This window comes from Pedobacter agri (genome assembly GCF_032678665.1).
In the GTDB taxonomy this organism is placed as follows: Bacteria; Bacteroidota; Bacteroidia; order Sphingobacteriales; family Sphingobacteriaceae; genus Pedobacter; species Pedobacter agri_A.
In genome coordinates, this window is the sequence record NZ_JAVTSH010000004.1 from 180,177 (window position 1) to 201,136 (window position 20,960).

18 protein-coding genes are annotated in these 20,960 nt (G+C 38.1%); 12 read left to right on the plus strand and 6 right to left on the minus strand.

Annotated elements, in window-relative coordinates:
• The first annotated feature begins 12 nt into the window (after positions 1-12).
• The 6 genes from R2Q70_RS10110 (at position 13) to R2Q70_RS10135 (ending at position 7,461) form a co-directional block, all read left to right on the plus strand.
• Positions 13-639 (plus strand): response regulator transcription factor, encoded by a 627-nt coding sequence (locus R2Q70_RS10110; protein ID WP_316807481.1) that lies wholly within the window; start codon positions 13-15, stop codon positions 637-639.
• A 104-nt stretch (positions 640-743) separates the two neighbouring features.
• Positions 744-1,109 carry a VOC family protein gene (locus tag R2Q70_RS10115; RefSeq protein ID WP_316807482.1) on the plus strand — a complete coding sequence of 122 codons (366 nt, stop codon included), beginning with the start codon at positions 744-746 and terminating at the stop codon, positions 1,107-1,109.
• A gap of 11 nt (positions 1,110-1,120) precedes the next feature.
• Complete coding sequence (locus tag R2Q70_RS10120; protein WP_316807483.1) at positions 1,121-1,987, plus strand: AraC family transcriptional regulator; 867 nt, start codon at positions 1,121-1,123, stop codon at positions 1,985-1,987.
• 292 nt (positions 1,988-2,279) lie between these two features.
• The gene (locus tag R2Q70_RS10125; RefSeq protein WP_316807484.1) at positions 2,280-5,381 is read left to right on the plus strand and encodes a TonB-dependent receptor; all 3,102 of its coding nucleotides are present in this window, start codon (positions 2,280-2,282) and stop codon (positions 5,379-5,381) included.
• Between the two features lie 10 nt (positions 5,382-5,391).
• A complete protein-coding gene (locus R2Q70_RS10130) occupies positions 5,392-6,849 on the plus strand; it encodes a RagB/SusD family nutrient uptake outer membrane protein (RefSeq protein ID WP_316807485.1) in 1,458 nt (485 codons plus the stop codon).
• A 153-nt stretch (positions 6,850-7,002) separates the two neighbouring features.
• The gene (locus R2Q70_RS10135) at positions 7,003-7,461 is read left to right on the plus strand and encodes a hypothetical protein (protein ID WP_316807486.1); all 459 of its coding nucleotides are present in this window, start codon (positions 7,003-7,005) and stop codon (positions 7,459-7,461) included.
• A gap of 69 nt (positions 7,462-7,530) precedes the next feature.
• Here R2Q70_RS10135 and R2Q70_RS10140 read toward each other — a convergent pair whose 3' ends face one another.
• From R2Q70_RS10140 to R2Q70_RS10150, 3 genes are all read right to left on the minus strand, one after another.
• Positions 7,531-8,094 (minus strand): DUF2911 domain-containing protein, encoded by a 564-nt coding sequence (locus R2Q70_RS10140; RefSeq protein WP_316807487.1) that lies wholly within the window; start codon positions 8,092-8,094, stop codon positions 7,531-7,533.
• Between the two features lie 55 nt (positions 8,095-8,149).
• On the minus strand, positions 8,150-8,335 hold the full coding sequence (locus R2Q70_RS10145; protein ID WP_025141696.1) for a hypothetical protein: 186 nt from the start codon (positions 8,333-8,335) through the stop codon (positions 8,150-8,152).
• 72 nt (positions 8,336-8,407) lie between these two features.
• Positions 8,408-10,906: a glycoside hydrolase family 9 protein gene (locus R2Q70_RS10150; protein WP_316807488.1), complete on the minus strand. Its 2,499-nt coding sequence runs from the start codon at positions 10,904-10,906 to the stop codon at positions 8,408-8,410.
• A gap of 111 nt (positions 10,907-11,017) precedes the next feature.
• Here R2Q70_RS10150 and R2Q70_RS10155 point away from each other — a divergent pair, with 111 nt between their 5' ends.
• From R2Q70_RS10155 to R2Q70_RS10175, 5 genes are all read left to right on the plus strand, one after another.
• Positions 11,018-11,644: a TetR/AcrR family transcriptional regulator gene (locus R2Q70_RS10155; RefSeq protein WP_010599340.1), complete on the plus strand. Its 627-nt coding sequence runs from the start codon at positions 11,018-11,020 to the stop codon at positions 11,642-11,644.
• The gene (locus R2Q70_RS10160; protein ID WP_316807489.1) at positions 11,641-12,960 is read left to right on the plus strand and encodes a TolC family protein; all 1,320 of its coding nucleotides are present in this window, start codon (positions 11,641-11,643) and stop codon (positions 12,958-12,960) included. Before R2Q70_RS10155 ends, R2Q70_RS10160 begins: the two co-directional genes overlap by 4 nt.
• Before the next feature lie 8 nt (positions 12,961-12,968).
• Positions 12,969-14,048: an HlyD family secretion protein gene (locus R2Q70_RS10165; protein ID WP_316807490.1), complete on the plus strand. Its 1,080-nt coding sequence runs from the start codon at positions 12,969-12,971 to the stop codon at positions 14,046-14,048.
• A gap of 7 nt (positions 14,049-14,055) precedes the next feature.
• Positions 14,056-15,603, plus strand: a complete 1,548-nt coding sequence (locus R2Q70_RS10170) for a DHA2 family efflux MFS transporter permease subunit (RefSeq protein ID WP_316807491.1) — start codon at positions 14,056-14,058, stop codon at positions 15,601-15,603.
• A 262-nt stretch (positions 15,604-15,865) separates the two neighbouring features.
• A complete protein-coding gene (locus R2Q70_RS10175; RefSeq protein WP_316807492.1) occupies positions 15,866-18,451 on the plus strand; it encodes a phosphoenolpyruvate carboxylase in 2,586 nt (861 codons plus the stop codon).
• A gap of 672 nt (positions 18,452-19,123) precedes the next feature.
• Here the strand turns inward: R2Q70_RS10175 and R2Q70_RS10180 are convergent.
• Genes R2Q70_RS10180 through R2Q70_RS10190 form a run of 3 tightly spaced genes read right to left on the minus strand, consistent with a single transcriptional unit; the run spans position 19,124 to position 20,381 of the window.
• Positions 19,124-19,372, minus strand: a complete 249-nt coding sequence (locus R2Q70_RS10180; protein WP_316807493.1) for a DUF6952 family protein — start codon at positions 19,370-19,372, stop codon at positions 19,124-19,126.
• Positions 19,372-19,680, minus strand: coding sequence for a thioredoxin family protein (locus R2Q70_RS10185; protein WP_010599335.1), 309 nt, complete (start codon positions 19,678-19,680; stop codon positions 19,372-19,374). The genes R2Q70_RS10180 and R2Q70_RS10185 overlap by 1 nt, the downstream gene beginning before the upstream one ends.
• Positions 19,681-19,694: 14 nt before the next feature.
• The gene (locus tag R2Q70_RS10190) at positions 19,695-20,381 is read right to left on the minus strand and encodes a peroxiredoxin (RefSeq protein WP_316807494.1); all 687 of its coding nucleotides are present in this window, start codon (positions 20,379-20,381) and stop codon (positions 19,695-19,697) included.
• A 113-nt stretch (positions 20,382-20,494) separates the two neighbouring features.
• Here R2Q70_RS10190 and R2Q70_RS10195 point away from each other — a divergent pair, with 113 nt between their 5' ends.
• Positions 20,495-20,911, plus strand: a complete 417-nt coding sequence (locus R2Q70_RS10195) for a hypothetical protein (RefSeq protein WP_316807495.1) — start codon at positions 20,495-20,497, stop codon at positions 20,909-20,911.
• Positions 20,912-20,960: the final 49 nt, after the last annotated feature.

Here is a 20,960-nt window from a genome sequence, read left to right on the forward strand (position 1 = left end):
AATGAATATAAAATGAACAAAAATTTACGGATAAGTTTAATTGAGGATGATGATATTTTGAGAATGGGATATGAATCTTTATTATCAGATGTAAACGACTTTTCGGTAATTAGTTCCTATGCCTCATACGATCTGGCAAAGAAACACCTGGAGCAAGATCGTCCGGATGTGATTTTGCTTGATATACAAATGCCAGGAACCAGTGGACTACAGGCTTTGCCTTTTATAAAAAAAATGCTGCCGCAAACAAACATCATTATTTTAACGGTTTTCGATTCGCCGGAATTGGTTTTTGAAGCTTTAACACTGGGTGCCGGAGGCTATTTAACTAAAAATTCAACTTCTTCAAAAATTATTGATGCCATACGCGAAGTAAGCACCGGAGGTGGTGCAATGAGTACAAATGTAGCCAGAATCGTGATGCATTCGTTTCAGAAAAATTTAAATTCACCGCTAACCAAACGCGAAACAGAGATTTTAGATCGGATTGCAAATGGTCAAACAAAATCGCAAATTGCTAATGATCTTTTCATCGATCAGGAAACCGTAAGAAGCCATGTTAAGAATATTTACATCAAACTCGATGTAAATTCAAAGGCTGACGCCATAAAAACAGCCAAAGAAAACCGGTTTATCTAGCCATAACAATCTTTCTTGGAAAAATAATGCGAAAACCACCCTTTTTGGGTGATTCTTCAGGTTCATTTTCAGTTTAATTTTACAACTATCAAACAGGATTATTTATGAACCGTTCTGCTAAGTTTTACTATGTACAGGTAGCCCAGCTTGCCGAAGCAAATGATTTTTTTCAGAATCGTTTAGGAATGGATACGGAGCAAACTTTTTTATCAGAACAAGAAAAATGTATTCTGGTAAAACCAGACCATTACACCAGTATTTTCCTTTCAGAACAAAAGCATGATTATCAAACTGCCAAGGTGTTGATACCAACAACTGATTTGTTGGAGGATTATTGTAAGCTAAAAGCGAATGGTATCGAGTTTTCCAGAATGCCAGTTTATTTAAATGAAGGTTTAAGTGCTACATTTTCAGATCCCTACGGGAATGAGTACATCATTTTAGAGTACAGGAACTACACAGAAGATTAACAGCAAAGACCATGAAATACGTTAGAGAGCTAAGCAACAAAAACAAAATTGTTAGTGAACATACACGCGAATCTGCGCATGATGAGCTCAATAGTGATTACACTATAAAATTTGTGTTTAGTGGCGCTGAAAATTGCGAAATCAACAAACGAAAGTTGAGTATTTACCCTGATAGTTTTGCGGTTTTTAATGAAGGCACCCACTATCACTCTAAAATAGACTCCATTACACCAGTTGAAACTTTGACGGTTTCTTTTGGTAAAACTTTTATCAACGATTTTCATAATACCATTTTGAGCAGCGACGACATCTTGCTCGATGGCCAACCCATAAGTAACAAGCCGATTTTTATTGAATCACTATACCCTTTTGAGGGTGATATAAAGTACAACATGCTTCATTTAAAGAAACAGCTAGACAAAGGTTTGGACAATGAAATGCTGATTAATCAATACATGCACCATTGCTTACTTAACTACTATAAAATATATCATAAAGAAATTGTACAAAAAATTGATCGACTCTCGTTTTCGAAAACAAAAACAAGAGAGGAAGTACTTAGGCGATTAACGCTTGCAAAAGAATATATCAATAGCAATTACAACCAAGCCATCACTTTAGAGGCCATTGCAGATCATGCCTGTTTATCGGTAAATCACTTATTGCGCACATTTAAGGAAGCTTATGAAATTAGCCCATATCAGTTTCTGATCCAACTGAGATTAAACAGGGCCAAAAACCTATTGCAAACCACATCTTATTCACTAACAGAAATTGTGGGATTGGTTGGCTTTGAATGTCCAAGTTCTTTTATCAGATTATTTAAAAATACCTTCAACATTACACCTTTAAAATACAAGAAAAGTAGGTTGAATTAAAGATTAAAATAGTGATTTCTGCATATTTTAAACATGTATTGAATACTATTTTTGAAGTTCTTTCAGGATAAATTTTGTAGAAGTTTTCCTGAATAGGTTAATAATGATTAAAAAAGCGAACTGCCAGGATTGGAGTTTGCTTTTTTGCTTTATAGGCTTTTCCGTTTTAAAATTGGTGCTTTTCGCATATTTTATTTTTTGCGATACTGGTAATTTGCGTATTGATTTGGTTTATTCTGTCTCAGCTAAAAACCAACAAACTAATTATTTACTAACAATTTCAATTCAGAACATGAAACAAAAATTACTATTAATTTTAGTGATAACGGTTTTGGCTTATTTTAATGCGCTAGCACAAAATAAAACGATAACCGGAAAAGTAGTTGATGCCGACGATGGCTTACCGCTACCTGGTGTATCCATCAAAGTAAAAGGCGCAACACAAGTTACGCAAACTACTAGCGAAGGTACCTTTAGCATTTCTACACCTGCTGATGCACAGGCATTGGTATTGAGTTATGTAGGCTACACCGAACAGGAGGTTAAAATAACAGGAAGCAATTTAAATATCCGCTTGGTTTCATCGGCTAAAAATTTACAGGATGTGATGATTATTGGCTATGGATCCGTAAAGAAAGAAAACTTTACCGGTTCGGCAGCAGTAATAAAGAGTGAAGTTTTGGAGAATCGTCCGGTAACCTCTTTTGAAAAAGCATTGCAAGGTGCTGCTGCAGGCGTTCAGGTAACGAGTGTTTCAGGTCAGCCAGGGGCTACCTCTACCGTAAGAATCCGTGGTGTTGGTTCGTTTTCTGCTTCAAGTACACCGCTTTATGTGGTAGATGGGATTGCAATTACCAATGGTGATTTAAGTTCTGTAGCCCAGAGCTCTGATGTGCTTTCATCCATCAATCCAAATGATATTGCCTCTATTACGGTATTGAAAGATGCAACGGCAGCAGCAATTTACGGCTCAAGGGCGGCAAACGGTGTGGTGTTGATTACGACCAAACAAGGTAAAGCTGGCCAGACTAAATTGAGCGTAACTTCTAGTGGAGGCTATTCTTATCAGGCAGTTGATAAACACGAAGTGATGAATGCCTCACAATATTATAAAACCTACTGGGATGTTTATTATGCGCAACGTTTAGCTGCTGGTTTAACTCCTGATGCAGCGGCCACTGCTGCAAACGGTTTAACTAATGCTAAATTGGTTGTAAATCCATACAATACAACAAACCCTTACGCAGCAAATGGTGTATTAGCGAATGGTGCGGCGTTACTTTATGATACAAATTGGCGTGATGAAGTTTTGCGTAGAGGCGTTACCAAAAACATCGATCTATCGGCCAGCGGAGGAAATGAAAAAACAAAATTCTTTATTTCAGGCGGATACTTCGAACAAAATGGTATTGTAATCCGGTCAGATTTTAACCGTTATTCGAGCAAATTTAACATCAATACCGATGTTACGGATTTCTTGAAAATTGGAATTAATAACAGTTTATCGCGTACAGAACAAAACACGCCAGCTGGAAGTACAGGATCTGACAACCCGGTAAACTTTGCAGACCAAACGGCCAATATTTATCCGCTTTATGTAAGAGATGCAAATGGAAATGTTGTGTCGGATGCTAATGGAAACCCGGTTTACAACTACATCAACCCAGTTACGCCCGATTTTAATCCGGTTGGTTTATCTAAACTAAACGAATATAATACTAAAACATCAAGGGTAATTACGAGTCCTTTTGCTGAGGTTAAATTTTTGAAAGATTTTACTGCAAAAAGTATGCTTGCAGTTGATTACATCAATAACCGTGAACGCCAGTTCTATAATACCGAGCATGGTGATGGTGTAAGTGTTAGAGGTCGTGCTTATCGTTATACAAGAGAAGATATTACCCTAACCTTTCAAAATACATTAACTTATAACAAAACCTTTAATCAACATAGTTTCAATGTATTGTTGGGTCAGGAAGCATTCAGAACCAAGCAAGATTATATTTATGCTCAGGCAACAGGTTTTCCTTTTGCCGGTACTGACGAGCTTATTGCGGCATCAACGCCAAACTCAACGCAATCTTATTATACTCAAAAACGATTATCATCTTACTTTTCACGTTTAGAATATAACTACAATACCAAATACTATTTATCAGGAAGTTTAAGAAGAGATGGTTCTTCGGTTTTCGGAGCAGATAAAAAATATGGTACATTTTACTCAGTAGGTGGTGCATGGCGCATCGGCAAGGAAGATTTCTTGAAAAATGCAGACTGGATTGATGAATTGAAATTGAGGGCCAGCTATGGTACTTCTGGAAACGATAGAATTGATCGTTATGCAGCACAGGGCCTGTATGGTTTAGGTAAAAACTATGAAGGTCAATCAGGTATAAATTATGTTCAATTGGCTAATCCCGATTTGCAATGGGAGCAAAATTCAACCCTTGATGTAGGGTTAGAATTCGCTTTATTTAAAGGAAGATTGAGCGGTGAAGTTTCATATTATAAACGTGGATCAGAGGGAATCCTGTTTGATCAGCCATTGTCTCGTTTGACTGGTTTCGATGGATTGTCAACCAACCTGGCGTCGATGGATAACTATGGTGTGGAGTTATTGTTAAATGGAAATCCAATTAAAACAAAAGATTTCGATTGGAATGTTTCCTTCAACATCACTTCAAACAAAAACAAAATCAATAAGATGACTCAAAATGAGGTTATTGATGGAACCAAAAGATGGAAAGTAGGTAGCGACAGGTATCAATGGTATTTGCGTGAATATGCAGGTGTAGATCCGGCTGATGGCAGACCGATGTGGTATATGGATGATCCGGCAACTGGCAATAAGATTACCACTAAAACCTGGTCTACCGCAACCAGATATGATGGTTTTGGTTCATCATTGCCAAAATTTACAGGGGGTTTCAACAATACCTTCAGGTATAAGCAGTTCGACTTGAACATTTTCACCTATTTCTCTACAGGTGGAAAAATTTATGATACGTTGTACGGAAACTTAATGCACAACGGCGGATCGGTAGGTAAACAACTATCAGTTGATACTTACAACCAATGGCAAAAACCTGGTGATGTTACTGATGTGCCCCGTTTCGTAATCAATAACACCGATTTAGGAAACAACCAATCTACCCGTTTCTTGTACGATGGATCTTACATGAGAATTAAAAATATTGGTTTGGGTTATACTGTTAAAAAAGATTGGTTAAATGCGATTCACTTATCTAACGTAAGGTTATACTTCATGGCAGAAAACCCGTTTACCATTGCTAAACACAAAGGAATGGATCCGGAATCAGCGATAACTGGTTTAACGGATAACGATATCCCAAATGTTAAAACGTTTACGCTAGGTCTTAATGTTACATTTTAATTGATTAATAATGAGAAATTTACAAACATATAAAACTGCACTTTATACCGGTGTAATGTTACTCCTTGTGGGTGCTACATCTTGTAAAAAGGAATTTTTAGAAGTTACGCCTACGCAGCAAATTAATGCAAAAGATGCGTTTTCTTCGCCGGCAAAAATACAGGCCGCAATGACGGGTATTTACGATTTAACAACGTTTTCTGGTTATACCAACAACATGATTTTAAGTGCCGATGTAAAAGGTAACGATGTAATGGTTGTCAGCGGATCTGGAAACTATGGGCGATTTGTAAACCAGTACCAGTTTATAGAAACAGTAAACAATGCAGATGTTTATGCCTGGTGGCAGTACAGCTACAAAGTGGTTTCAAATGCCAATCAATTTGTAGAAAATATTCCGGCTGCTCCAATTAGTGATGCATTAAAGACAGAATATTTAGCAGAAGCCCGGGCTTTAAGGGCTTACACATACTTTTGGTTAGTGCGTTGGTTTGCGCAGCCTTACAGTGTTAATCCTGAAGCATTAGGTGTGCCGATTTTGAGGAAACCACTAGGACCGAATGAAACTTCTCCTGCAAGAGATAAAGTAAAAGATGTTTATGCCTTTATCATTGATGATTTAAAATATGCAGAAACGAATCTGCCAACTGCAGGCAGAACAAGCATTTATAGGATGAGTGTTCCAGCGATTCAAGGCATTTTAGCAAGGGTTTACTTAAATATGGGCAACTGGGCTGAAGCAAGCAGATATGCCAAATTGGCAAGAGCAGCTAAGCCTTTAAGTGCTGCTTCGGCTTTGTTAACAGGTTTCAGCAATCCATCTTCTGAGTGGATTTACGCCATCAACGTAAGAACAGATGATAATCAGGGCTTCTTAGCCGTGTCGTCATTTTATGATCCTTACGATGTAGGTTACTCAAGTTTCAGGGTAACAGATGATTTTTTCAACTCCTTTGCCGCTAACGACGAACGTAAAAAACAATTCCTGGTGAAAAGTAGTCCAACTGCTGCGGCAAGCACCGGTGCTTACAGAAGGCGAGGAGAAGGTTATCTAATTAATAAATTCGATTTTACAACAACTAACGCCAATAACCAGGTGTTAATTCGATCGGCTGAAATGTATTTAATTGAAGCAGAAGCAGAAGCGAGATTGAGCAATGAGCCAGCAGCAAAACAAGCATTATTAGCCATTCAACAACGTGCTGGTGTAGCTACAGCTGTTTCGGCAAACACCGGAAATGCCTTAATTGAAGAGATTTTAACTGAACGCAATAAAGAGCTTTACGGCGAAGGGCATAAGTTTTTCGATCTTTTACGTACAAATAAAGGGGTAAACCGAACTGGTTCTACCATCCATTGGAAAATTGTGAATTTGCCATCAGGCGATAATAAGCTGGTTTCTCCTCTTCCGCAGTTGGAACTGGATGCAAATCCCGTATTAAAGCCACAGCAAAATCCAGGATATTAAACCAAACATTTTTAGTTTTTTTAGCCCTTTTCAATAAAATGAAAAGGGCTTTTTTGTCCCCAGTGTTTTTTCTTTCCGTTGATTAATAAGGTGTTATCGGCATATTTAAATTTCCATTTCTTGCTGATATTTAATAAAAAAACATCAATAGTTATGAAACTTAAAGCTTTAGTGATTTTATTACTGGGTATGATAATCACAAATTCAATTTCTGCTGGAGAAAAACCTACCGCCAGCCACGTTTCAGTCATCAATCATTTTATGGATAGCTACCTAAAATCTGATTATAAAAAGCTGAAGGCCATTTTGAGTGATGAGGCTATTTACACTTCAAACCGCGATGTTCGCGTAATTAAACATAAAGGAGCTGATATCTTAAATCACCTTAAAAAGAATGAAGGCGTTATACAGAGAGATTGCCGTGTAAGTTCAACCATTATATCGGAAACAGATGCCCTGGTAATTGCCCGTGTAGATGTTAACTATGAGCTTTTTGATGGTGATCAACAAAACATTGTGGTGATAGAAAAAGATAAAAAAGGAGAATGGAAAATCACCCAGGTGTATAAAATGTTTATCAGCAGCGAAAGTGCTGTTAAAAAGCTGGTTTAAATTTTTCCGCCCTGGTTAACAAAAAACCCCCGATTTCGTCGGGGGTTTTTTTGTATTTCTAAATATTTTTTAAAAAGCAATCGGTAATTCCACCTGAGTTTTATCCCATCCGATAACCAAGTTTGCACCATCATTTTTCGCTGTAAAAGTTAATGAAAAGTACTCCAGTGGTTTTAATAATGTTTTTACCGGAACATTCACACGGGCAACGTCAAGCGTTTGATCGTAACTAAAAGCGCCCCATTTATCGGTTTGCTTGTTTACAATAATTGTCCACACATCCTTATTTGGAATCGCAAACAAGCTGTAAGTTCCGGCTTTGATTTTTTTACCGCCGATGTTAACTTTTTTAAAGAAATGAACTTCAGTATTTTCGTTAGCACCAAAACGCCAAACTTTTCCATACTGCTCCAAAACGCCAAAAATTTCACGGCCTTTTCGCTGCGGGCGAGAGTAAACAATTTTTATAACAGGTTTAGTCGCATCTTTAACCTTCGGTGCATTTAGCGGAAAATAAACAATATCTGCCGGGCTAGGATCTGCAACGGGAAACTTAACCTCATTAGATGAAGTTTCCTGAGCCTTCACGCCAAAACACAAAAGAGCGAAAACAACAATAAAGATGTTTCTCATTTGCTGTGGTATTATTGAATTATCCTTCAAAAGGATGGTTTACTTAAGGAATGGATTAGTATTTTCTTCCTTTTACAATAGCATTTAAAAATAAGCCTGCGGTTAACAAACCTAAAACGCCACCTAAAAGTGCAAAAATGTAATTTTGCGTAATGATTGCCCCAGTTAAAACTCCGAAGAATAAACCTAAGGCATAATATAACCAGTTGAAATTATTGCTGCTATTTTCTTGTACACTCATGTTTTTATTATTTGGAGGCAAAGTTAGTATTTATTTTAAATTTTAATTTGTGAATGACGCTCAATCTTCTATTTAATTATCAATTCTTTCCAATTTATATCCATCTTTTTTAAGATAACGGATCAACTCTGGTAGCCGGTTATAAAACTTATCCTTTCTTTTTGGATCAGTGCCAATATGCAATAACAGGTAAAATCCGTTTAGGCCATTAATATTTCGCATGTTAAAATTTGTAATCGACTTAAAAATTTCATCACTAGAGCGATAACCTGCGCCCATTTCTGGGAAAGTATAATCTGCATTTGAACGGGTTCCTGGTGTAAAATTGATCAGTCTTAATCCTTGCCTGGCTGTCCAATTGGCTATGCTTTCATTATACCATTCGTATGGCGGCAGAAAATATTCCGCGTTTTTTTTATCGATGCCGAATTTTAACATCTCTGCATAATTAGCCTTTAAATCCTCGTCAAATTGTTTTTTGGTAACCAACAAACTGTCACGATTTTTCCAATCGCAATAAAGTAGGTGTTTGTCAGAATGGGCACCGAGATAATGCCCGGCTGTTTTTATTTTTTTTATCAGGGATTTGAAATTGGCATTCCGATAAAAGTTTCCCGTTAAAAAGAATGAGGCTTTTACACCTTCCTCCTGTAGTGTTTGTAATATTTTTTCTCCGCCATCTGCAAATTCATCGCCAGTAAAAACCAAAGAAATTTTTTTAACAGTAGAATCACCTCTGATGTTCGCACCTAGGCTATAGGTTTTATACTGGGTTGATTTGGCTTGATGTTCTTTTGCCGCCAGAAGATAAATGAGTGATGCGGTTCCATCCATGGTAGGCTCGTTGGTATTATAATCGCCATAATCATCGTGATAAACTGCCAGGTCGCTTTGAAATTCAGCATATTCATCTGTTTCAGATAGTTTGATGCCAATTAAGCTGTTGTAGATATTCGTGTAAACAGGCCCATCAACCAAACCGCCATCTATTGGGTAATTTTTTAAATGTGTAAAGGCCGAATGCGGATCAATAGGGGTATCGCCCCAGCTTGGTAAACCGTAAACCATGCTTGTTCCCCATGGGTTACAGCCGAAAAGCCAATCGAAATTGGCCTGCTCAAGTTCAGCGAAACTTTTATCGCCGGTTAAATCTGCATACCACGAACATTGAATGGCAAACGAAACTGTTAAATTGTTGCTGCACCAAATAAAAGGAACACCACGATAAAAGGCATTTGTTTTCGCCCTGTTCCAAACCTGCTCTATTCCAAGTTTGTAATAACCCTCCACGCGATCTCTTTCTTCGCCCTTTAACTGTTTGGCAATTTCATGATGGCCAAGATTAATAAATGGGTAATATTGATAATGTGCAGCAGTATCTTTAGCTAACCAAGGCGTGGTTTTTTCTTGTGCTGCATAAGCCAAAGCGCTTGCCATTGCATTTGCATTTGGTTTTTCGAAACTTTTAGAAGCCATGGCAAGTTCCATATCATCAACCCAATTGTCTTCAGCATAAATATATGGCGATTTTACGGAGGCAGTTTGCGTAACCCCAGGTTTCTGTAGTGCAAATTTTAGTGCAGTAGCGGCTTTTTTATGAAGTAAATTCGAATAAGGTTTATCAACATCCTTAAACAAAACGGCTCCTAAATTAAAAGCACTTGTAAATTTTGCAGCAGTTGAGCTGGTACCGGTTGTGGCGTTTATAAATTTACCGCGTTGCTGCGGCTCGCCCGTAATAAAATAAAGGGGGCGTTCAAAACCTTTTCCATATTGCTGATCTTCTTTAGGAATACGCATCGAAATATGATCCCGGTCATCGGCCAGCTGATTAAACATGATGTTTTTCTTAGGATGCATTTTAATCAGCCAATCTAATCCCCATTTGGCTTCATCCAGAACATCAGCGATATTGTTTTTGCCATCGAGTCCATTTGCTTGTTTTTCATCAGTAAAAACCTGAGCAAAATCCCGGTAGGCCATCAATAAATGATAGGCCGCATTTGCCGAGGTGGTAGAATATTGCAGGTAATCGCTGGCATCATGCCAACCGCCCGAAGCGTCGAAGTGGGTACTGTCCTTTATTCCAGCTTTTGCGCCATATACCACAAATCCATCATGTGTATGGCAGCTATCTTTTAAATAAGGATTAAAACCACTGCGTTGCTGGCGCATGTAACGCAAACAAAAATCTGCGGCACCTTTATAGACGTTATCGTTGATGATGACTACCGGAGATAAAATCCCATCAGCTTTAATGAAAAATCTCCCAGATCCTTTAAAACCAGAAAAATTTATTCTTGCTGTATGTTTAAAGGGACCGTAAGCGCCGAATGGTTTAATGTTAAGGGATGTGTAAACCACCTTTTTAGTTTGCTCATCTATCAATTCGAACAGCACCGGTACTTTATCCAACTTGCTTGCCCAAACGGCCACTTTTAACCCGTTAACGGGATAGCCTAGCAAATTAATTCTAATCCAGCTTTGCTGAATATCATATCTGCCAGAACTGAATGAGACAAGAAAACCCGCGAAGATGATTAAGGTAATGCGTAAACGATTTTGTATCATAAGCGATGGTTAATGTTATAAAATTAAGCTTTTATCAAGATAATGTAAAAGAAGTATAAATACATTTGGAAGTTAATCAAACGATTGATTAATTTTGCGTCATCAAAAGAAATGAAGACAGAAAAAGTAGATAAAAAACAAGCCATTTTAGAAGCAGCCGAAAAGCTGTTTTGCGAAACTGGTTATGAAGGGACTTCTACCCGGCAGATTTCAAAAGAATCGGGCGCCAATATGGCGATGATTAATTATTACTTCGGTTCGAAAGAAGGGGTATTTATCGAGATCATGAATAATCGTATCGCGGGATTCGCATCTCAGTTGAAAATCATTAATGAAGACAAAATTTCTTCACTCGAGAAATTACATAAGGTTATTGAGGGTTATGCAAACAGAATTTTCTCCAACATCGCCTTTCATAAAATGATGCACCGGGAGCTTTCGCTTACACAAAGACCTGAAATGTATGATAAAATCAAAAATGCGATGAGCCACAATATGGCTATCCTGGATAGAATTATTATCGATGGAATTGAAGATGGAAGTTTCAGCAATGTGGATGTAAGAATGGTGATTTCAACCATTATGGGTACACTAACCAATGTGGTCATTGCACCACATAAAATTTCTCAGGGTGAGGTTATCGATTTAAGCAACCCGAAGGACAACAAACTTATTAAAGAGCGAGCCATTGCTCATTTACAAAACCTTGTAACCGTTTATTTAACATCAAAAAAATGATCCCCAAATCAGTTAGATTAATGCTTGTGGCATCATTAGTTCCAGCGGCTTTATTTGCACAAAGTACAAAAGAATTAAATATCAACCAGGCAATTGAACTTGGCATAGCCAATAGTAAAAACTTAAAATTATCTCAAAACAAAATAGATCGGGCAATTGCGCAGCTCGAAGTAGTGAAAGATAATGTGCTTCCAACGGCAAACGCCAATTTTATGTACAACCATGCCGAAATCCCAACACATACTTTTAGTTTGGGAGAAGGAGCAACCACTTTAAATTTACCACGCCGTGCTGATGCTTTTGTAGGTACTGCTGCGGTACAAGAATTGGTTTATGGCGGCGGAAAACTTAAATATGCAAAGGAATCAACCAAGTTGTTGGCAGATGTTGCCCGTTTGGATGCAGATAAAAGTAAGGAAGAAATTACTTATGCGGTAATTAACACTTATTACAACCTATATAAAATTGAACAGAGCAAAAAAGTTGTTGCTCAAAACCTGGAGTCGATAGCCGCTCAAATTAAACAAGCACAACGTTTTTTCGAGCAAGGTATCGTAACTAAAAATGATGTTTTGCGCTTTCAGTTGCAACAAGCAAATGTTACGCTAACGCAAATGGATATTGAGAGTAACCGTAAAGTGATTAACTATAACCTTGATATTTTGTTGGGTTTACCAGAAGATACTGAGGTAAAAATTACTGATCCGGGCGTGAATACCAAAGCAGGCAGCTCGTTGAGTGAATATGTTGGCCTTGCGATGGAAAATCGCCAGGAACTGAAACAACTTGATGTGCAGAACAAGGTTGCCGGTTACAACATTAAAACCATTAGAGCAAATACTTTACCAACAGTTGGCGTGGGTGCAAACCTGTATTACATTAATCCAAGTGGTAGTTTTATCCCTCCGGTTAACCAATATTTATTGCCGGTTACAGTTGGCGCAACAGTATCATGGAATATTGGCAGCCTGTGGACAAACAGGAACAAAGTGAGCGAAGCTAAAATTCAGCAAAGCGAAATTACTATCCAGAAAGATATTCTATCTGATCAGGTGAAAACGGATATCAACAAAAACTTTCAAAATTACCAGGTGGCAATGAATAAGATTCAGGTTTTGGAAACTTCCATTGCCCAGGCAACTGAGAATGATAAGTTACTGGCTTCGAAATATAAAAATAATGTAGCATCTGTTACGGATAGAATTGATGCTGAAACCTTACTCTATCAAGCAAAAATAAACTTAGAAATCGCTAAAGCCGATGCAGGATTGGCTTACTATACATTATTAAAATCAACAGGAAAAATAACGCAATAAATACAAAAATGACAACTGAAAATAAAAAGAAGAGCAAAGTAGTACCCATTATTTTAGGTGTTTTACTTATCATAGGTATCGTTTTCGGTATCACCGAGTGGAATTATTTCAGCAAACACGTTGATACGGATGATGCACAGATTGATGGCGACATCAGTCCGGTTGTTGCTCGTGTTGGTGGTTATGTAAAGGATATCAATTTCGAAGAAAATACACACGTAACTGAAGGACAAATATTAGTTAAACTTGATGACGCTGACTTTAAAATTAAGTTAGAGCAGACTCAAGCTGGCCAAAAAGGTGCTAACGCAGGTGTAGGTGTTGCACAATCGCAAATTGTGGCAACCCAAGCCAATACAAGCACAGCTAAAGCAAATGTAGAATCGGCAAGAGCGAATGTACAGGCTGCCAATGTTAAGGTTAATTTAGCATTGAAAGATTATGCCCGTTATGCGAACCTGGTTAAAGATGGCTCGATTACGCAGCAAGCTTTCGATCAGGCAAAAGCAAGTAAAGAATCTGCAGAAGCGGCAAGACAATCGGCACAGGCAGCACTTCAGGCGGCACAAGACCAATATCAAGCTGCAGTTAAACAAGTGGGTACTACACAATCGCAACTGGCAGTAAGCAGTAATGTGATTAGTCAGCGCCAAAGCGATATCGATTTTGCGAAACTTCAGCTATCCTACACTGATATTAAAGCACCAGCTACGGGTATTGTTTCTAAAAAGAATGTTCAAAAAGGGCAACTGGTTCAAGCTGGTCAGTCTTTATTCTCTGTTGTGAATGATGGCAGCATCTACGTAACCGCTAATTTTAAAGAAACCCAATTAGAGAAAATTAAAACAGGTTCGAAAGTAGAAATCGAGGTTGATGCTTATCCTGAAGAAAAAATTCAAGGCGAAGTTTACAATTTCTCTCCAATTACTGGTGCAAAAGGTTCTTTACTTCCTCCAGATAATGCTACAGGTAACTTTGTGAAAGTTGTACAACGTATTCCTGTAAAAATTAAAATTCATCCATCAAAAGAATTGTTAGCAAAATTACGCCCTGGAATGAGCGTAAAAGCTTCAGTTTCTACAAACTAATAGTCAAATGGCCGAAGTAGGTTTAAAAAAGTGGATTATTACTTTTACGGTAATCACAGCTTCTTTATTGGAGTTGATTGATACGACCATCGTAAACGTGGCAATCCCTCAAATACAGGGAAACCTGGGCGCAACCCTCGAGGATATCGCCTGGTTATCCACTGGATACGCCGTTGCGAATGTAATCATCCTGCCCATGTCGGGCTGGTTGGGTAGTCGTTTCGGGCGTAAAAATTATTTCTTAACCTCCATTATCGTTTTTACGCTGGTTTCCTTTTTATGTGGTAATGCAACCTCATTAAATGAGCTGATTTTGTTCAGGATTTTGCAGGGCGTTGCTGGTGGTGGTTTAATCTCAACAGCGCAGGCTATCTTAATCGAAACCTGGCCACGTGAAGATGTAGGCATCGCAACCGCTCTATTTGGTTTGGGCGCCGTTGTTGGTCCAACAGTTGGTCCAACCATTGGTGGCTATATTCTGGAAATTGCCGATTGGCCATGGATTTTCTACGTAAACATTCCCGTCGGAATCCTCGCCGCCTACTGCACTTACACCTTTATTCGAGAAACGCCAAAAGATGGGCAGGGTAAACCTGTAGATTGGTGGGGAATTGCCCTTTTGGCCATTGCAGTAGGCAGTTTGCAAACCGTTTTAGAAAAAGGGGAGAGCGAAGACTGGTTTTCAACACCATACATCACGGCTTTAGCAGTTGTATCTGTTTTTGGCTTACTCTTGTTTATCTGGAGGGAAACCGCCACCGACCACCCCATTGTGAACCTTCGCATTATGAAGAAGCGAAGTTTCTCTATCGGAATGTTTACTTCTTTTATCTTAGGATTTGGGTTATACGGTTCGGTATTCGTTTTCCCGGTTTTTGCGCAAAACTTGCTAGGTTTTACGCCACTGCAAACCGGAAAACTGTTTATTGCAGGTGGAATTTGTACCATCGCCATGATGCCATTCATCGGTATTATGCTTAAGAAGGGTGTGCCAGCACAATTTATGGCAACAGGAGGCATGTTCTTATTCTTCGTTTTCTGTTGGATGTTGAGTAACTCTACATTGGCTTCCGGAACGGGAGATTTCTTCTGGCCGTTGGTAATTAGAGGTTTTGGTATGGCTTTATTGTTTGTACCATTAACGACTTTGGCCATGCAGGATTTATCCGGAGCAGAAATTGGCCAGGGTTCTGGTTTAAACAACATGAGCAGGCAGCTGGGTGGTTCATTTGGTATTGCGGCTTTAACAACTTTAATTCACGTTCGTTCGGGTTTTCATAGAAGCAGTTTACTTGCAAATATCAACGAATATAACCCGGCATTTCTTCAAAAGTTAAATGCTTTAACAAGCGGCTTTATGGCAAAAGGTTCATCGTTTATTGATGCTAAATTGATGGCAATGAAAGCTATTGAAGGAAGCGTAATTAAACAGACCATGTTGCTTACTTATAATGATGCTTACTGGGTGGCGGGTTTGATAATGTTGTTCTCCATTCCATTGCTATATCTTCAGAAATTTAAGAAAAATGCAAACATTGTAACCGATGCGCATTAAAATTCGCAAGAAATTAACCCTAAAAGTATCATAAAATAAAAACAGCCGGTGTATTTTATTACATCGGCTGTTTTAACCCAAAAAATTAACAATCAATGCAATGCCCTTAAACATTGCAAATGTTCTTACTTGGCTAGCTAGTAGCCAAATAAGATTCTAAAATTAAAAATTATTCTATAATTTTCCAAATTGTAAGCCCTAGAATTTTAATACCTTACGCATTTTTTGTAGTATTACGATATACAAAACTATTGCTTAAGCTATGCCTAAACTTCGTTTAACAACTCAACGGGAATCTATTTTTAACAATGAGGTCATCTCAAAATTCGAGCTCTTTAACAGTCTTTTTTTAACCCTTCCTTTCTATAAAATTAAAGATACAGGAACATTGCTGCCACTATTCTTTAAAAGTTGTGAAGATGGCATTGCTAACGGACAAAAACCTGCTCAAATTATAGAGGAGTTTTTTGCAAAGTTTACCAGCTACACCGATAGAAAAGACATTACCGATTTACTCTTTCGTTTCATCCAATATATAGAGCGCCAGGTTGTGCTTTTTGATGCGGTTGAGGATGCGTCATTCACTAAGTTAAACACTACTGATGAGCAAAGTACGCTAGCTTTTATCCTTAAAAAGAATGCTGATAATAAGCCAATGCTGGCTAAAATTGAGAAACTTATAGATGAACTTTCTCTCCGTCTGGTTTTAACAGCGCACCCCACTCAGTTTTATCCAGGAAGTGTTTTGGCCATTATTACAGATTTAACAAAAGCCATTAGGGATAACGATATTACCTCAATGAACGCCTTGTTGCAGCAATTGGGTAAAACGCCATTTTTCAATAAAAAATCGCCAACTCCTGTTGATGAGGCGTTGAATCTGGCCTGGTTTCTAGAAAATACATTTTATTTTGCTGCGGCAAATATTCAGGAAGAAATTGACCAGAATTTGGATGAGTATAATTTAGAAACAAAAAAGATTTTGGAGTTGGGTTTCTGGCCGGGTGGCGATAGAGATGGAAATCCGAATATCCATGCAGATACCACTTTGGAGGTTTCTAAAATGTTGCGCCAAATTCTTTTCCGTTGTTACTATCGTGATTTTAGGGTAATCAAACGTCGAATTACTTTTAGAGGTGTGGAAGAAAATATTACACACCTGCATGACGTACTCTACAAAAACGCTTTCGACCAATCCTGCGAATTGCATGATATTTCTAATGAATTAAGGGAAAACCTCAATCAGATTAAAGAAACCTTATTGAAAGAACATGATGGTTTATTTGTTGATTTGGTAAATGATTTAATTCGTAAGGTTGATTTATACGGAAACTATTTTGCTTCCTTAGATATTCGCCAGGATAGCCGCGTGTTGAGAAGCGTACATGCGTATTGCCGTCAGAATAAACCGATTTCATCTTTATATCCTGAAAATTATGATGAACTTTCTGAAGCGGAGAAACTGAAACTGATTTCATTTAAAGAGGCCACACCTGTTTATGTTACAGAAGCTGATGCTTTGATTGAAGATACCATCCAAACCATAAAAGAAATCAAAGGCATTCAGAAACGCAATGGCGAGAAAGCATGCCATCGCTTCATCATCAGTAATTGCCAGCAGGCCAGCGATATCTTGCAATTGATAGAACTTTTCCTGTGGAACGGCTGGAGTAAAGATGCTTTAACCATTGATTTTGTACCGCTTTTCGAAACCGTTAACGACTTAAAAGGAGCTGGTGCGATTATGAATACGCTTTACAGCAATCCGTTTTATAAAGCGCATTTGGCGAGTCGGGGCAACAAACAGGATATAATGCTTGGTTATTCTGATAGTACAAAAGATGGTGGTTATTTAATGGCCAACTGGTCTATTTTTAATGGTAAAACATCACTCTCAGAAATTTCTAAAAAACACAATATTCAGCTTGCTTTCTTTGATGGCAGAGGCGGTCCGCCTGCTCGTGGCGGGGGTAAAACCCATCGTTTTTATGCCTCAATGGGTAAAGAAATTGCGAATAAAAATATCCAGTTAACGGTTCAGGGTCAAACCATTAGTTCTCAATATGGTTCAGTTGAAAGTGCTGAGTTCAATATTGAACAATTAATTAATGCTGGTATTTCATCAGGATTAAAAGAAAAACACAATGTGCTTTTAGACCCTGAAAATAAAGCTTTGCTTGATGAAATGGCAGAAGATGGTTATAAAGCATTTGTTGATTTACGCGAACACCCGCTTTTTGTAAGTTATCTGGAAAAACTTTCTCCACTAAAATTACTTTCTCAGGCAAATATCAGCAGTCGCCCTGTAAAAAGAAATGGTGGCGGAGAAATGAAGTTGGAAGATTTGCGGGCAATTAGTTTTGTTACAGCATGGAGCATGTTGAAACAAAATGTTCCTGGTTTTTATGGAATGGGAACTGCGATGAAAAATCAGGAAAAAGCAGGTAACTGGGATAAAGTGGTGAAGGCTTATGAAGATTCTGATTATTTAAAAACCATTGTAGATAATTGTATGATGAGCATGAGCAAATCAGACTTTGTAATTACAGCCCATTTAGCCAATGATAAGGAGTTCGGCGCTTTCTGGACGCAGTTACACGAAGAGTTTGAATTGACTAAAGCAATGCTCCTAAAACTGTCAGGACAGGAAGTTTTAATGGCGAATTACCCGGTTGATAAAAAATCTATTGCGACCCGCGAAAAAATTATTTTGCCATTAGTTTTAATTCAGCATTTCGCTTTGGAAAAACTACAACATGACCAGAACGAAAAAGATCAGGCGGCTCTAGAAAAATTAGCGGTTAGAACCGTTTTTGGTATTGTGAATGCCGGTAGAAATTTGGCTTAACTTACCACCTAAGAATACTTAGGAACATCGGAGTTAAATCCATTTAAGTTGCTAGGGTCTGTGCCGTCACAGACCTTTTTTCGTTAGTTGGGATTTGCAATCCCGATTTAAGAGTATAGTATTTGTAATCCTTATGAGGGTGGATTTCAAATCCACGGTTCAGCGGACAGGATTGCAAATCCCGACCAACGATAAATATAAGTTTTATGATTACGATGATTTGTATTCCACAAGCCTTTTCTTGGGTCTAACGAGAAACGGTCGTCATTGCGAGGTACGAAGCCATCTCACACTTCGTTAGTCGGGATTTGCAATCCCGATTCGAGAAAATATTTGTAACCTTATGAGGGTGGATTTTAAATCCACAGGTCAGCGGACGGGATTGCAAATCCCGACCAACAATAAATAAATGTTTTTCGATTACGATGATTTGTATTCCACAGATCTTTTCTTGGATCTAACGAGAAACGGTCATCATTGCGAGACTATTTCTTATGAATCATGTCTAATACGGTCGTCACCCTGAATTCATTTCAGGGTCTTAATAACAGGGCGGCTAAACAAAAGATGCTGATCCCGAACATTCGGGACAGCATGACGAGTAGTGAAAAAACAAAAACCCCTTTGCATTTCTGCAAAGGGGTTTATTTTTAAGAGCCTGATTAAATAAAATTATCTATCAATCGAACCCATTACTTTTTGGCCAAAAGCGTTAAGTGCATCTTTTTCAGCAGTGCCTTCGCTTACCATTTGATGCACTTCAAGCGCACCACAAATATTGGTAATCATTTCGCCAGCAACATCAACTTCGTGTTCGCTAACCCCTCTGAATTCGCAGAAAGCCTCTAAAACCTCTAAAGTTGTCTCCAGTTGTTCAGGAGTGGTGTTTTGAAATAATTGTCTTATAACCGGAATCTTCATTACTTTATCTTGTTAAAAAGTTCAATTAAACCTTCCGCTTTGTTGGTTTGCACTTGGTCTACCAAATTACCACCTTCAAAAGCCGCGAAAGTTGGTAAATTATCAACGTTAGCAAATTTGCGTGAGTTTGGAAGTTTCTCGGCATCAACAATTAAGAAAGCTACATCCTCATTTTCAGCAGCCAGTTTTTTAAACTTCGGTTTCATGATTCTGCAGTTCCCGCACCAAGATGCAGCATACTGAACCATAACTTTCGAGTTATCGGCTAAATACTGTTGAAGATTATCTTCTGTTAATTCTAAAAACATGATGTTTTATTTAATTAGTTAGCAGCTAAATATTCAGCAACGCCAGTTCTATTTGCGTTCATTGCTTCTTTTCCTTCTTCCCAGTTTGCAGGACAAACTTCGCCATGTTTTTGAACGTGTGCATAAGCATCAATTAAACGTAAATATTCTTTAACGTTTCTACCAACAGGCATATCGTTTACACTTTCGTGGAAAACTTTACCAGTTTCGTCAATTAAATAAGTTGCTCTGAAAGAAACATTTGAACCAGAGAAAGATTCATTTCCTTCTTCATCGTAATTAACTTCCTGATCTAAAATATCTAAAATTCCAGATAATTGTCTGTGTGTATCAGCTAAAATTGGGTAAGTAACACCTTCAATTCCACCGTTTTCTTTTGGTGTGTTTAACCATGCGAAGTGAACTTCATTAGTATCGCAAGATGCACCAATTACAATTGTATTTCTTTGTTCAAATTCAGGTAAAGCAGCTTGGAAAGCGTGTAATTCTGTAGGGCAAACGAAAGTGAAATCTTTTGGATACCAGAATAATAACACTTTGCTATTTTTATTTACAGCTTCTTCAAATACGTTGATTTTCAAGTCATCACCCATGTCTGACATTGCATCAATACTAACACTCGGAAATTTTTTACCTACTATTGCCATAATTTTTTTGTCTTTAATTTTGTAGCGCAAAGGTACGGCGAAAACAACTCTCAATCAACCCAGATTTATTAATAGTTAATTGTATTTATTGATAATGATATAGTCAAAAACTATAATTATTAACTAATGTATAAGATTTCGCTATTCAATTATTTGGAAACGAATGGATGATGCTTTTGGCAGTCTTCAGCCCCGCTATTCATTACAATCTTTTTGACTTCTTTCTACGCTCCATCATCGTCATTGCGAGGAGGAACGACGTGGCAATCCATTTTATTTTCTACAACAAAAAGTATTTTCACTTCTATCGGGTTTATTTCACAGAAGACCGTAGTTCTTATGATATTCATCACCCCTTTAATTCTCCCGCCGGCGGGGGAGGCAAGACACAAATAGCAACGGATATTCATACTCTTCCAGAATTTTATAGGCGCTTCGCAGATGTCGCGGTCGCTATCCCCCTTTGGAGGGGGCGGGGGAGGAGTTTAAATTCCATTGCCGTCATGCTTCAGCCGACAATATTATCATTTATTCCTTTGGTTGAAACCAAAGGCAAGGAACTGCAAAATGCTTTCTTTAATTAGAAGCTTAAGGACTTATAGGTCATATGGTTTTTATTTCATCGCCGTCGTG